This is a genomic window from uncultured Merdimmobilis sp. (assembly GCF_902471145.1).
GTDB classification, from domain to species: Bacteria; Bacillota; Clostridia; order Oscillospirales; family Ruminococcaceae; genus Merdimmobilis; species Merdimmobilis hominis.
This window is the reverse complement of sequence record NZ_CABRJC010000007.1, coordinates 65846-78659: the sequence shown is the minus strand read 5'-3', so window position 1 is coordinate 78659 and position 12814 is coordinate 65846. Positions and strand designations below refer to the sequence as shown.

13 protein-coding genes are annotated in these 12814 nt (G+C 57.6%); 7 read left to right on the top strand and 6 right to left on the bottom strand.

The window, feature by feature from the left end; translation table 11 throughout:
- Positions 1–592 (top strand): ABC transporter permease subunit (locus RDQ42_RS05305; protein ID WP_308588420.1); only part of this gene is annotated, 592 nt, incomplete at its 5' end.
- A 93-nt stretch (positions 593–685) separates the two neighbouring features.
- Here RDQ42_RS05305 and RDQ42_RS05300 read toward each other — a convergent pair.
- Genes RDQ42_RS05300 through RDQ42_RS05290 form a run of 3 tightly spaced genes read right to left on the bottom strand, consistent with a single transcriptional unit; the run spans position 686 to position 1760 of the window.
- On the bottom strand, positions 686–1291 hold the full coding sequence (locus tag RDQ42_RS05300) for a manganese catalase family protein (RefSeq protein ID WP_054331507.1): 606 nt from the start codon (positions 1289–1291) through the stop codon (positions 686–688).
- A 15-nt stretch (positions 1292–1306) separates the two neighbouring features.
- Positions 1307–1558 (bottom strand): spore coat protein CotJB, encoded by a 252-nt coding sequence (locus RDQ42_RS05295; RefSeq protein WP_231358115.1) that lies wholly within the window; start codon positions 1556–1558, stop codon positions 1307–1309.
- A complete protein-coding gene (locus tag RDQ42_RS05290; protein WP_231358114.1) occupies positions 1548–1760 on the bottom strand; it encodes a spore coat associated protein CotJA in 213 nt (70 codons plus the stop codon). The genes RDQ42_RS05295 and RDQ42_RS05290 overlap by 11 nt, the downstream gene beginning before the upstream one ends.
- Positions 1761–2237: 477 nt before the next feature.
- Between RDQ42_RS05290 and RDQ42_RS05285 the strand changes: the two genes are divergently transcribed.
- From RDQ42_RS05285 to RDQ42_RS05275, 3 genes are all read left to right on the top strand, one after another.
- Positions 2238–3407: an SAM-dependent methyltransferase gene (locus tag RDQ42_RS05285; protein ID WP_231358113.1), complete on the top strand. Its 1170-nt coding sequence runs from the start codon at positions 2238–2240 to the stop codon at positions 3405–3407.
- Positions 3408–3558: 151 nt separating this feature from the next.
- A complete protein-coding gene (locus RDQ42_RS05280) occupies positions 3559–5271 on the top strand; it encodes a DEAD/DEAH box helicase (RefSeq protein WP_071427918.1) in 1713 nt (570 codons plus the stop codon).
- A gap of 177 nt (positions 5272–5448) precedes the next feature.
- Positions 5449–5793, top strand: coding sequence for a hypothetical protein (locus RDQ42_RS05275; RefSeq protein WP_143117205.1), 345 nt, complete (start codon positions 5449–5451; stop codon positions 5791–5793).
- 62 nt (positions 5794–5855) lie between these two features.
- On the opposite strand, the gene feoB is transcribed toward RDQ42_RS05275, so the two are convergent.
- On the bottom strand, positions 5856–7994 hold the full coding sequence (gene feoB / locus RDQ42_RS05270; RefSeq protein ID WP_071427916.1) for a ferrous iron transport protein B: 2139 nt from the start codon (positions 7992–7994) through the stop codon (positions 5856–5858).
- Positions 7995–8008: 14 nt separating this feature from the next.
- Positions 8009–8251 carry a FeoA family protein gene (locus tag RDQ42_RS05265; RefSeq protein WP_054331504.1) on the bottom strand — a complete coding sequence of 81 codons (243 nt, stop codon included), beginning with the start codon at positions 8249–8251 and terminating at the stop codon, positions 8009–8011.
- Positions 8252–8433: 182 nt separating this feature from the next.
- Here RDQ42_RS05265 and RDQ42_RS05260 point away from each other — a divergent pair, with 182 nt between their 5' ends.
- Positions 8434–9867, top strand: a complete 1434-nt coding sequence (locus RDQ42_RS05260) for a methylaspartate mutase subunit E (RefSeq protein ID WP_054331503.1) — start codon at positions 8434–8436, stop codon at positions 9865–9867.
- A gap of 85 nt (positions 9868–9952) precedes the next feature.
- The gene (locus RDQ42_RS05255) at positions 9953–10873 is read left to right on the top strand and encodes a lantibiotic ABC transporter (RefSeq protein WP_071427912.1); all 921 of its coding nucleotides are present in this window, start codon (positions 9953–9955) and stop codon (positions 10871–10873) included.
- Between the two features lie 123 nt (positions 10874–10996).
- Here the strand turns inward: RDQ42_RS05255 and RDQ42_RS05250 are convergent, their stop codons facing one another.
- Positions 10997–11620 carry a hypothetical protein gene (locus RDQ42_RS05250; RefSeq protein ID WP_054331502.1) on the bottom strand — a complete coding sequence of 208 codons (624 nt, stop codon included), beginning with the start codon at positions 11618–11620 and terminating at the stop codon, positions 10997–10999.
- A 143-nt stretch (positions 11621–11763) separates the two neighbouring features.
- Here RDQ42_RS05250 and RDQ42_RS05245 point away from each other — a divergent pair, with 143 nt between their 5' ends.
- Positions 11764–12777: a hypothetical protein gene (locus RDQ42_RS05245; protein WP_231358064.1), complete on the top strand. Its 1014-nt coding sequence runs from the start codon at positions 11764–11766 to the stop codon at positions 12775–12777.
- Positions 12778–12814: the final 37 nt, after the last annotated feature.

The window sequence follows — 12814 nt, the reverse complement described above, 5'->3', positions numbered from 1 at the left end:
CACCATCCTAGTGCTGACCGCCAGCTATGTGTATGTGCGGAACAAAGGCGGCCTCCAACCCATGAAAAAGGTCACCCACGGCTTGTATATGACCTCCCTTGCCATCCCCGGCCTGGCCCTCGGCCTCGCCTTTGCCCTGTTTTTCAAGGGGACTGCGCTGTACAATACCATGGCGATTCTTGTCATAGTCAACGTGGTTCACTTCTTTGGTTCGCCATATATGATGGCTATCAGCCATTTTAAACTCTTAAACCCCAACTTGGAATCCATCTGCAAAACTCTGGGAGGCAATTGGTTCAACGTCATTTTCGATGTGATCTTGCCAAACAGCAAACAGGTACTGACCGATGTGTTCATCTACTTTTTCACCAACTCCATGGTGACCATCTCGGCGGTGTCCCTGCTGTACACCTCCAAGTCCATGACTTTGGCGCTGCAGATCACCACTTACAACGACCAAGGCCATTGGGAGAGCGCTGTGGCTGTTTCCCTGGTGATCCTGCTAATCAACACCGCTATGAAGTTGTGGCAGAACTACCGGTTGGAACACGCCCGCCGCCTGGCATTGGAGCAGCCAATGGTGGAGGGATAACCAGCTGCAAGCACAAAACACTAAAAGGCCAGGCCGGAAAATCCGGCCTGGCCTTTTGCTGGGAACACTCAATTCTTCCGGCAGCCGGACCCGCTATTTCTTGGGCATGTCAAACGCCGGATTAAAGGCGTAGAAGTTCTTCGCATCCAGGTGGTCCTGGGCGATGCGGAGCGATTCACCGAACCGCTGAAAATGAACCAGTTCCCGCGCCCGCAGGAATTTTAGGGGATCCCGGACATCTGGGTCGTCCACCAGGCGCAGCAGGTTGTCATAGGTCAAACGGGCTTTTTGCTCTGCGGCCAAGTCCTCGGTCAAATCCGCGATCACATCGCCGGTGGAAGCCAGGGTCTCGGCGCTGAAAGCGGAGCCGGAAGCTGCCTGGGGATACAAACCGGTGGTGTGGTCGGCAAAGTAGACATCAAAGCCGCTCTTCTTGATCTCGTCAGGGGTCAAATTGCGGGTCAGCTGGTATACAATAGCGCTGACCATCTCCATATGGCCCAGTTCTTCGGTGCCGATATCGGTCAGGACCCCTTTGACCTCTCCATAGGGCATAGAATACCGCTGGGAAAGATACCGGGTCGCCGCACCCAATTCACCGTGGGGGCCGCCAAACTGGGAGATGATCACTTTGGCCATAGCGGGGTTGGGCCGCTCGATCTTAACCGGATACTGTAATTTCTTGCTATAACTCCACATACATTCGGTCCTCCCTTACTGTTTTTCCCATGGCCAGGGATCGTCTACCCAGTTCCATCGGTTGCCGCCTTCAACGTCCCACATATTTAAGGGGCCATATTTTTCGGTGAACTCTTTGGCAGCAGTGCGGCGCATTTCATTGTACTTTTTAAAATAGTCCAATGCCGCTTGGTCGTTGGGGTGGGTATCTAGGTACTCATTGGTTTCCACCAGGATAAAATCGCAAATCTGGACCCGCTTCAGCAGCATTTCACGGTTATCTTCCACGGCTTACGGCCTCCTCTCCCAAAAAGGGCTTATCCAGCTCCGGGAACATTGTCCCGCGGTTGAATCCAACTTCCGGCTCATAGGTGGGACACCATCTCTGGAAGGGGACATAAGCCATCGCCAGCGAAACTTGAGGGGATTCGGTGAAAATCCGATCGCTGGCAGGCGCACAGCCTTGCGGCATGTTGGTAATATCACTCATGGCGATACCTCCTGATTTTGATGGGTTTCTTGGCAGGGTCTTCATCCCCATCATACGGCCCCTTTCACCCCTACGTTCCTTGGAGAGAGGAACTGATTCTTTGCATTTAAAAGGGATTCTCCACAACTGCGCCCCCTGTGGATTGGTTTTCCCCAAATACGGAAAAAAAGAAAATTTTTTGTTCCCTTTTCAGATTCTTCAGAACCCTCTCCCCTCTGAGGTGGATTTGTGCTACAATGGTTGCAAAGCAACCATTGGGGAAGAAATCCCTCTCGGGGCAAAGCCCCTCCCGCCGCAGAGCGGCATCGGGATTTTTCCAGTCCGTGCAGACTTTTTGCTGCAATAGCTGCAAAGCAACCATTGGGGAAGAAATCCCTCTCGGTAAGAAGCCCCCACTTCCAAATCGTTCTCGTCAAATTATTTCGAGGGCGCCCTGCAACTGCTGGGATTCGGCCCTTTCTCTAGGAGGAACCATCCATGGATTTTCAGCCCGTCCAAGAAATATTTACCCATGTTATCTCCGGCCAGACCTTGAAAAAAATGGTATTCAGCCGCCCACGGGATCGGGCTATCCTCCGGTTGGAGGTCCATCTTTTCGCCCAAAACGGGGAGCCCATGGTCCAGCTGACCCGCTACCCAGCGGACAACAAGGCCCTGCATCAAAACCTTCCCCCAGAGGAGGCACCCGCCCTCCTCTGCGGGGAGTTGGAACAAAATTTCCGCCAGTGCAACATTCTCACCACCGGCGGGGATTGCGAGGTGAAGGTGGGGAAAAAGAGCCTTCTCATCCACAACAACATCCGGGAAGCCGACCCTGCCCCCCTCCAGGAACACAACCGGGACAAAACCCGCTTTCTGCCGGACAACAAGCCCATCCCCTTTTTGCAGGAGCTGGGCATCATGGACCGGGAAGGAAGGGTCATCCCCCGGATGCGGGATAAATTCAAGCAGATCAACCGGTTTTTGGAGCTGATCGACGACGTGGCCGGCAGCCTTCCCACTGGCCGGCCTCTGGAAATTGTGGACCTGTGCTGCGGCAAAAGCTACCTCACCTTTGCAGTGCACCATTATTTTTCTGTCATCAAACACCGGGAGATCCACGTCACCGGGGTGGATTTAAAAGCGGATGTCATCGCCCGCTGCAACGCTGTGGCGGAAAACCTGGGCCTCCATGGCCTGACCTTTTTGCAGGGGGATATCCTCCAGTACAACCCGGACTTCCCAGTGGATATGGTTATCAGCCTCCACGCCTGCAACACCGCCACCGACATCGTGCTGGCGGGCGCGGTGCGGTGGGGCTGTAAGATCATCCTCTCCTCCCCCTGTTGCCACCACGAATTGGCAGAGCAGCTGGAGTGCCCCGACCTCTCCTTCCTCACCGGTTACCCCATCCTGCGGCAGCGTCTGTGTGAGATCTCCACCGACGCCCTGCGCAGCCGCCTGCTGGAGGCCCTGGGGTATGAGGTGCAGATCGTGGAGTTCATCGACCCAGAGAACACCCCCAAAAATCTGATGATCCGGGCCGTCAAAGGAAAGAAGCCCCTCCCCCAGGAGGAGCGTTCCCGCCGCCTGGCCGAGTACGATGCTGTCTGCCGGTGGCTTCACGTTTCCCCCACCCTGCGCAAGCTGATCCAGGTGGAAGAGTAGGGCCGTTTATATTTTGGAAAAATTTGGCGAATCAATTGACATCCCGTTACCTCTGTGGTATTATTATAAAATAGTATATGAATAGCAACCCTGAAAACGAGGATGTTCATTCCTCGTTTTTTTGTTGAGTGAATTTTGAAAGAGGTTTTTCATGACAGAATCCCAGTTTTCCTCCCTCGGCATCTCGGACGAGATCGTCCGCGCCATCACCGAAATGGGCTTTGAAGCCCCCACTGAAATCCAAGAAAAGAGCATCCCCTTAGTTCTGGCCGGGCGGGATGTCATCGGCCGCTCCCACACCGGCACCGGCAAGACCGCTGCCTTCGGCATCCCTGCTGTGGAACGGATCGACCCAGAAGAAGAGCATGTCCAGGTGCTGGTCCTCTCCCCCACCCGGGAACTGGCCATGCAGTCCTGCCAGGAGATCCGCAAGTTCTCCAAATACAAGCCGGGCATCAAAGCGGTGCCAGTCTATGGCGGCCAGCCCATTGAGAAACAGCTGTTCCTGCTCAAAAAAGGCGCCAACATCGTCATCGGCACCCCCGGCCGGGTCATGGACCACATGCGCCGGCGCACCCTCAAGCTGGATCATCTCAAAATGATCATCCTGGATGAGGCCGATGAAATGCTCAACATGGGCTTCCGGGAGGATATCGAGACCATCCTCAAAGACATCCCCCAGGAGCGGCAGACGGTGCTGTTCTCCGCCACCATGCCCCCAGCCATTCTGGCCATCACCCGGGAATTCCAGACCGACCCGGAGATGGTGGAGATCCGCAAGGACACCCGCACCATCGATACGGTGGAGCAGACCGCCTACAACGTGCCCCAGGGCCGAAAAATGGACGCCCTGCGCCTCCTGCTGGAATTTCATCAGCCCGCCCTTTCCATCATCTTCTGCAACACCAAAAGCATGGTGGAACAGCTGGGCGAGTACCTGAACAACGCCGGTATCGGTTGTGAAGTCCTCCACGGGGATATGAAGCAGTCGGCCCGAACTCAGGTCATGGACCGGTTCAAGTCCCGCCGGGTCTCCATCCTCATCGCCACCGACGTGGCCGCCCGAGGCATCGACGTAGACGATGTGGACGCTGTATTCAACTTTGACATCCCCCAAAATGCGGAGTATTACATCCACCGCATCGGCCGGACCGGCCGGGCAGGTAAAAACGGCCGGGCTTTCACCATCTTCAGCGGACGCAAGCAGATGTACGAGCTGTTTGACATCCAGAAGGTCACTGGGGCAAAGATCCCGGTGATGAAGGTCCCCACCCCGGAATCCATCTTGGAGAGCCGCTCTACCCAGTTCCTCAGCCGGATCAAAGAGGTGATGGACACCGCCGACCTCTCCTCTTACCTGGAGCAGGCGGAAGCCCTATGTGCCAGCGGCTACACCCCAGAGCAGGTGGCCGCCGCCGCCCTCTCCATGGTTTTGGAAAAGGAGCGCCCCGACATCGAGGCGGTCAACGACATTGTGGTCTCCGACCGCCCCCGCCGGGATTCCAGCTTTATGGCCCGGCTGCACCTTTCCGCAGGCCGCCAGCAGGGCATGGCCCCCAACTACATCGTTGGAGCCATGGTGGAGCGCACCAACCTGGAGGGCCACCAGATCGGAAAAATTGAGATCCACGACACCTACACCACCGTGGAAGTCCCCCAGGATAGCCGGGACGAAGCCATCCAAAGCCTGAATGGATGCAAGATTAACGGCCGCAAGGTGGCGGTCCGGCTGTATGAAGACCGCGGCCCCCGCCGTCCCTACGGCGATCGGGGCGGGTTCTCCGGAGAAAAGCGGTATGACCGCCTGCCCCGCAAATCTAGCCGGGACGGAGGCTGGAAAAAGAAATATTCCAGCGAAGATTAAATACAAAATCCCCAGGGCCGAAGCCTCGGGGATTTTTGTTTGTTGCAAGGCGGGGATCCAGGGCCATTTCTTACAATTTCCAGGCTTTTTGGAAAATTCCTGGAAATTCTGCCTTTCAAGCAGTATACTTGACACAAGATTGTCAAATTGTTTATTTAAGGATAAGGAGTTGGTTTTGTGTCAATTTTAGCGTTGGAAGAGCATGAGTGCACAGTCTATGAAACCAAAGGGGATTGGTGGGCGGACAGCATCCTGGGCAAGCAGCAGCTCCCCGGAATCTTTGAGGTGACCAACAAACGGTTTGCCTTCCGGGGAAAGACCCTGCTTGGCACGGCCAAAGAAAATGGGCTGGAATTCGACCTGTCGGACCTGGCTTCGGTGGAAAAGTGCAACATCGGCAATGGCATTGTCAAAATCATCCCTACTGGATTAAGGCTGACCATGCGGGATGGCGGCCAATATGTGGTCTCCATACTCAAGCGGGACAAACTGTTGGAGATATTGGAAAACGCAATCCGCTAAGGGCAGAAAAATAAGAGGGCGGTCAACCCAGCTGGGTTGACCGCCCTCTTGTTTTTCCATATTTAAGCAAGCCCCAGGAGCCTCGCGCCAGTAGCCACAGTAAAGCATACGGCGATGCCGGTCAGGGTGGGAAGAAGAAACGCTACAGCCGTCCACTTCCAACTCCCTGTCTCCTTGCGGATAGTCCAGCAGGTAGTGCCGCAGGGGAAGTGCATCAGCGAAAACAACATGGTGCACAGGGCAGTCACCCAGGTCCAGCCGTGGTCGATCAGCAGGCTGTGCAGCTGGGCCAAATCCCCCAGTTCCAACAAGGAACCAGTGGAGAGGTAGGCCATGATGATGATGGGGATTACAATCTCATTGGCTGGGAAGCCCAGCAGAAAGGCGATGAGAATCACCCCATCCAACCCGATCAACCGGGCGAAGGGGTCCAGAAACCCGGCACAGAGGGCGAGAAGGCTCTCCCCACCCCAAGTCAGGTTGGCCATTAGCCAGATGATCACGCCGGCCGGCAAGGCCACTGCCACTGCCCGCCCCAGTACAAACAAGGTGCGGTCGAAAACGGAGCGGATAATCACCTGCCCGATCTGGGGGCGGCGGTAGGGGGGCATCTCCAGCACAAAGGAGGATGGCATCCCCTTGAGGACGGTTTTGGACAGCAATTTTGATATTATTAGAGTTAAAAATACACTTAGTATAATGAGCCCTACCAGAAGGAGGGCGCTCCACAGGGAATGCAGCCCCCCTGATCCGGCAAAAAACATGGTGATAATTGCAATCAGCGTCGGGAACCGGCCGTTGCAGGGGACAAAATTGTTGGTCAAAATGGCGATAAGCCGCTCCCGGGGGGACTCGATGATCCGGCAGCCGATCACCCCACAGGCATTGCATCCGAATCCCATACAAGTAGTAAGCGCCTGCTTTCCATGGGCGCCTGCTTTTTTAAAACAGCGGTCCAGGTTAAAGGCGATTCGCGGCAGGTAACCGGAATCCTCCAGCAGGGTAAACATGGGGAAGAAGATGGCCATGGGCGGCAGCATCACCGAGATCACCCACCCCAAAGTGCGCAGGATTCCCTCAGTCAGCAGGCTGTGCAGCCAAGCCGGGGTGCCGATTTCCAGCAGCCAGGCGGAAGCTGCCCCCTCCAACCAGCCAAACAGAGAGGAGAGCCATTGGCTAGGCAGGTTGGCCCCGGCGATAGTCAGGTAGAACACCACCCCCAGCAGAAGCAGCATCACCGGGATGCCGGTGGCCTTCGAGGTCAAAAACCGGTCGATGGCCCGGTCCCGGGGGCCGTAGCCTGGTTTTTCCTCCCGGATGGAGAAGTGGCTGATGGTTTCTGCCCGCTGGATTAAGCTCTGGGTGATTCGGTCGATAAGCCCTTCCCGGTCGATATCTCCCCCGCCAAGGCATTTCTTTGCCTCTTCCAGGGCTTTTTTCACTTCGAGGTCCCCCCGCAGGTCAAATCCCAGGCGGGCTTGGGCGGCGGCCAACAGCTTCTCCTCTCCATCCAGGAGGCGCAGGGCAAGCCACCGGCTGTCAATGGCGTCCTGGACCTTAGCGACCGCTGGCTCCAGCAGGGAGATGGCTTCTTCCAACTGGGGGCCGTAGTCCACCTTGACCCGATATGTCTTTTTCTCCCTGAAGGCGATGGCTTCCACCTGATCCATCAACTCCTCCAGCCCTTTCCCGGACCGGGCGCTGGTGGCCACCACCGGCACCCCCAACTGGAGGGAGAGTTCCTCCAAGTCCACCTGGATTCCCTTCTTCTCCGCCTCATCCATCAGGTTGAGGCAGACCACCACCCGCTGGGTGATCTCCAGGGTTTGGAGCACCAGGTTGAGGTTCCGTTCCAAACAGGTGGCGTCCACCACCACCACAGCGGCATCCGCACAGCCGAAGCAGAGGAAATCCCGGGCTACCTCCTCCTCCACCGAGCTGGCCAGGAGGGAATATGTCCCCGGCAGATCCACCAAAATGTAATCTTTCCCCTTGTGGCGGCAGGCACCCTGGGCATTGGCAACCGTCTTGCCCGGCCAGTTGCCAGTGTGCTGGTTCAAGCCGGTCAAGGCGTTAAAGACTGTGCTTTTCCCCACGTTGGGGTTTCCGGCCAGGGCGATCACCCGCTGGTTCTCCCCCTTTTCGATGCAGAGGGTATCCCCCAGCACCGCCGCCCCGGTGGATTGATTGGTTAAACCCATTGCGATCCTCCCCCTTATGGTTCTGGGACGAGCAGCACCCGCCCCGCATCTTCATCCCGCAGGGCGATCAGCGCCCCCCGCACCAGATACGCCACCGGATCCCCAGCCGGGCTCTTGTGAACCGCCTCCACCTGGGTGCCTTCCACAAGGCCAAGGTCCAGCATCCGCCTTCGCTGTATGCCGGCGGCGGTCAATTCTGCCACCCGGCCCCGCTGGCCAATGGCCAACAGGTTCATTGTCATAGGTTCTGGTATCATTGCAACAAACGCCTCGATTCTTTCATTTGCTGTAGGGAGAGACAGTCCCCTACCCTACTAGGCTATGCTGGGGGCGGTTAACCTGCCAATGAAGGCCGGTCCGGTTGACAAAGGGCACAGGGCAGGGTATCATGAAACAAACCAAAAAATTGCATTATGCAGGGAAAAGGAGCTGAACTGGGATGAAACTGACCGAAGAAACTTTTTTAGCACAGCGCAAGGAGGTATTCTTCCAGCAGCCAGCTGGGGCCATCGATTTGCAAAACGCCTTCGATTGGCAGAAATCCCTGCCTGCAAGCAAACAATTTTCCACCGTTCTTGCACGGGCGGTGGAAAAGGGCCGTGTGCTGACCCAGCCCCGTGGCGGCGTGGTCCTCCCCGAGGAACAGATCGCCCTGATGAAGTGCCAGGTGCGGGAAGGCCAGGCGGACCTCCTCACCGCCATCACCGACAGCGCCACCAACAAGGGGGATCTATCTGCCGCCCAGCGGCTCGTTGAGGACTCCCGGCGGCTGGGCCATTCCGCCCAGGAGGGGTTCCCGGTCACTGCCCATGGGGTTTCGGGCTGCCGCCAGGTGATGGAAGGGGTGGAGCGCCCGGTCCAGCTGCGCCACCGGTGCGTGGATGCCCGCCTGCTGGTGGAGACGGCGCTGGCCGCCGGGTTCACCTCCATCGACGGCGGGGGCATCTCCCACAACCTCTCCTACGCTAAGGACGTTCCCCTCGCCCAAACCCTGGCCCACTGGCAGTACTGCGACCGGCTGATCGGGGAATATGCAGCGGCGGGGATCCTCCTCAACCGGGAGACCTACGGCCCTCTCACCGGCACGCTGATCCCCCCTTTCCTCTCCCATGCCGTCTCCATTCTGGAGGCGCTGTTGGCGGCGGAACAGGGGGTGAAGTGCATCACCCTCTCCTATGGCCAAGGGGGGAACCTGACCCAAGACGTGGCCGCTATACGCTCCCTGCGGCAGCTGGCGGGGGAGTACCTTTCCAAAATGGGCTTTTCCGACGTGGCGGTCACCGTCTCCCTCCACCAGTGGATGGGCGGCTTCCCCCAAGAGGAGGCCAAAGCCTATGGGGTGATCTCCCTGGGGGCGGTGACCGCCGCTCTGGGCCGGGCCGACAAGGTGGTGACCAAAACCCCCATGGAGGCCATTGGCATCCCCACCCCATCCGCCTATGCCGCCGGCCTCTCCTGCACCCGGCAAATTTTGTCCATGCTGGCGGAGCAGCCTATGCCCCACTCCCTGGCCATCGAGGAGGAAAGCAGGCTGATCGGGGAAGAAACCCGGAGTATTGTGGACTGTGTCCTTCAGCTGGGGAACGGGGATGTGGCCCTGGGCGCCGCAAAAGGGGTGGAACAGGGGATCTTGGATGTCCCCTTCTCCCCCAGCCGCCAATCTGCCGGCCGGATGCTCCCCGCCCGGGACAACGAGGGCTGTGTGCGGATCTTTGAGCCGGGTAACCTTCCCTTCTCCAAGGACATCCTGGACTTTCACCGGCAGAAGATCGAGGAACGGGCTAAGGCGGAGCGCCGCGCCCCCTCCTTCCAGATGGTGATTGACGACATCTACGCTGTCAGCAACAGCCGGTTGGTGGGCCGCCCCCGCTAACACAAACCGCCGGTTCCGAAGGGCCGGCCTTTTTCCATCCGAAGCCCCTTCTAGCCGGGCTTCGGTTCCAAGAAAGGAGAATGTTATGGCTTCCCCTATGCGCGACAGCCATCTGTACAGCGTCTACTTCGCCCCCCGGGGCAAAGCCCGGATGATCAACCTGGGGTGGATGCTCTCCCAGCGCCACCTGAGCCCCTTTGACCTGCTCATCGGCTTCATTGGGGAGCCGGGTTCCGGCAAAAGCAGCCTGGTGCGGGGGATGTTCCCCGGCCTGGAACTGGCCAGCGATGACGAAGGGGTCAATGTCCGGCCCCTGCCCCTCCTAAACCGGGATGGGCGGGGTTTTCGGGACAGCCACACCTACCACCTGGACGTCCGGTTTGAAATGGCCTTCACCCAGGTGTACGACCTGGCCCAAGCGGTCCGCACCGCTGTGGAGGAGGGCAAACGGGTGGTGGTGGAACATTTTGAACTCCTGTACCCCTATCTGGGGATCAACGCCCAGGTGCTGGTGGGGGTGGGGGAAGAGGTGATCCTCACCCGGCCCACCATCTTCGGGCCGGAGCCCCAGGATGTGGCCAACATCGTCTTTTCCTCCTCCTGTTACCGGAAGATGGCCCACACCGCTGAAAACTTGACCGAACTGTGCATCACCAAAGCGGGATACCCCACAGACTATCACCACGGGGACGTCCACCACGGGTTTATCTTAGAATACGACCAGCACCCTGGCTTCTCCATCCCCGAAATTGAGGCCGCCGTGAAGGAGATAATCGCCGCCGACCTGCCTGTGGCCTACAAGGACGAGGGGCATGTTTATATAGGGGAACATATCCACCCCTGTACCGGCCCCCGCCTTCACGTCAAGAGCACTGGGGAGATTGAAAACTTCTCCCTCCTGCCCCAGTTCCAATACGACCCGATCCAGCACCAGTACCTATTGGTGGGGCTGATCGGGGAGCGGCAGCGGGACAATATCCGCGACCTGAACCGGATCGTCTTTTAAAGGAGGGCCTTGCCCACCAGAAAGATGGCCCCTCTGCTTGTCCTCTTCTGTGCTGCATAGAACACGCCGGCCTTTATCTCCAAACCGGCGTGTTCTCTTTTACCTGCAAGGCATTCCTGCCGCTTACGCCAGCCGCAGCAAAGCCAGCAAAATCAGCATGGCGCCCCCCAGCCAGGAAATGTTTAGCTCCTGGCGGTGGGCCAGCTTCCTGCCCAAGGCGCACCCTCCCCCAACAGCCGCCAGGTGGAGGAAAAATGTACAGCACAGCAAAATTCCCGGATGCCGCAGGTCCAGCCCTGCGCCGAAACCGCTGACCAGGGAATCCAGGGAAAGAGCTGCGGCCAGATAGAGGGCTTCCCGGGCGGTCAGCACCTGGGAGAGGTCGGCGTCCGCCAAAGTCTCATCCATATAAACGTCCAGTACAAAGCCCACGCCTCCCCAATGGAAGGAGAATTGGGTTCCCCCGCCCAACCGCTTTAAAAAACCCTTGATGCTGTTTTGGAACAGGTTCCACAGCCCGATGAAGAGCAGCAGGCTCACCCCCGCCCACTTGGCCAGGCCGGGCGGCAGCAGCGGCTGGGCCAAAGCGGCAGCCCACAGGGCAATCCCCAGGACAGTTGTGCCCATCCCAGCGATGACGGCGGCGGAATAAAAGGGGATCTGAATGCGGCTTGCACCGTAGGAAAACGCCGCTAAAAAAGCATCTACGCACAAAGCGAAGGCCAAAAGCAGAGTCTCGATGGTCATACACCTCCTAAATTAGCCTGATGTAGTGTATGCCGCGCCGTCAAAATGTGGGATTTTGGATTGTGGTGGTTTTTTGTATTGACTTCTTTTTGGGTGATGATTTATACTATTTAATAATACGGTTTTCGTATCAGGAGGATAAAATGAACAAATTCAACAAATCCATTCAACAAGTCATCCAATTTGCCCTGACATTCTTTATGGCAATGTTTGCTTTGATCTCCGGCTTGCAGCTGGTGTACCTAGTAAAAAATGGTGTAACCACCCAGGGCTTGATCATGGTGGTGTTTTTTGCCGCCGCCGCCTTTGCCTTCAACCGGGTAAAGGAGAACCAGAAGAAGCAGGTTGCAGCTTTGTCCGCCGCACAGAATGCGGCGACAGAAAGACAGAAGTCTGCCCCGGTCTACAAACACCCGGCTTCTGTCCAACAGTTTATCGCCAGCAGCAAGGCCTGCCCCCGCTGTGGGGATAAGCTAGCCGTCTGCCTGGAGCCCCAGCACGGCAGCACCTTTCCCCACCTGGCCACCGGTGCAGAGCCTGGGGATTGCAAATACTACTGCCCCACCTGCAAAAAATTTCTCTCCATGGATGAGGAGTATGAGGACTTCACCTGGGAGGCCCCAGAGGTCCCCGAAGGGGATGGCCGCCGTTACCACTTCTCCCAGGAGTACCTCAAGCCCCTGGAGCGGCAGAAAACCATCAGCACCATCGCCATGACTGTCGGTGTCCCCGGTATCTTCCTCTTTTTATATTTACTCAAAGTCTACGCTTCCAACCTGGCACTGGCTGGTGTGATTCTGTGTGCCGTTGTCTCCAGCGTGTCAGTCACCATCTCCTCCAAGGCGCGCCGTGCCCTGCGGGAATCCCAAAAGGTCTATTATGAGTTCAGCGAGGACGGCCTGATCCAGTCAGATGGCCAGAAGCCGGTCTTTTATCCCTGGAAGGACATCCGAATCCTCTATCAGGTGGGGGACGACTTCCAAGGGGTCGCCTTTGGCACCACCGGCCGGAACTTTATCATCACCGATTATATCGAGCGCAAGACCAAGATCGTGGAGCGGATCGTTGCCCATGTAAAGGATCACGCCCAGATTGACAGCAGAATTTTTGAGCACATCAACCTTCCGGAAGAGGAAGAGGCCAGCCCGGCCAACTAACCCAAAAGGAAAAGCGCCCTCCCCAGCTGGGGAGGGC

What these genes read in the sequence shown, in the direction of transcription:
- RDQ42_RS05285 (WP_231358113.1), top strand. Translation starts at nt 2,238, where the DNA reads ATGGATTTTCAGCCCGTCCAAGAAATATTTACCCATGTTATCTCCGGC.
- RDQ42_RS05300 (WP_054331507.1), bottom strand. Translation starts at nt 1,291, where the DNA reads ATGTGGAGTTATAGCAAGAAATTACAGTATCCGGTTAAGATCGAGCGG.
- RDQ42_RS05255 (WP_071427912.1), top strand. Translation starts at nt 9,953, where the DNA reads ATGGCTTCCCCTATGCGCGACAGCCATCTGTACAGCGTCTACTTCGCC.
- RDQ42_RS05245 (WP_231358064.1), top strand. Translation starts at nt 11,764, where the DNA reads ATGAACAAATTCAACAAATCCATTCAACAAGTCATCCAATTTGCCCTG.
- RDQ42_RS05290 (WP_231358114.1), bottom strand. Translation starts at nt 1,760, where the DNA reads ATGAGTGATATTACCAACATGCCGCAAGGCTGTGCGCCTGCCAGCGAT.
- RDQ42_RS05260 (WP_054331503.1), top strand. Translation starts at nt 8,434, where the DNA reads ATGAAACTGACCGAAGAAACTTTTTTAGCACAGCGCAAGGAGGTATTC.
- feoB (WP_071427916.1), bottom strand. Translation starts at nt 7,994, where the DNA reads ATGGGTTTAACCAATCAATCCACCGGGGCGGCGGTGCTGGGGGATACC.
- RDQ42_RS05265 (WP_054331504.1), bottom strand. Translation starts at nt 8,251, where the DNA reads ATGATACCAGAACCTATGACAATGAACCTGTTGGCCATTGGCCAGCGG.
- RDQ42_RS05250 (WP_054331502.1), bottom strand. Translation starts at nt 11,620, where the DNA reads ATGACCATCGAGACTCTGCTTTTGGCCTTCGCTTTGTGCGTAGATGCT.
- RDQ42_RS05280 (WP_071427918.1), top strand. Translation starts at nt 3,559, where the DNA reads ATGACAGAATCCCAGTTTTCCTCCCTCGGCATCTCGGACGAGATCGTC.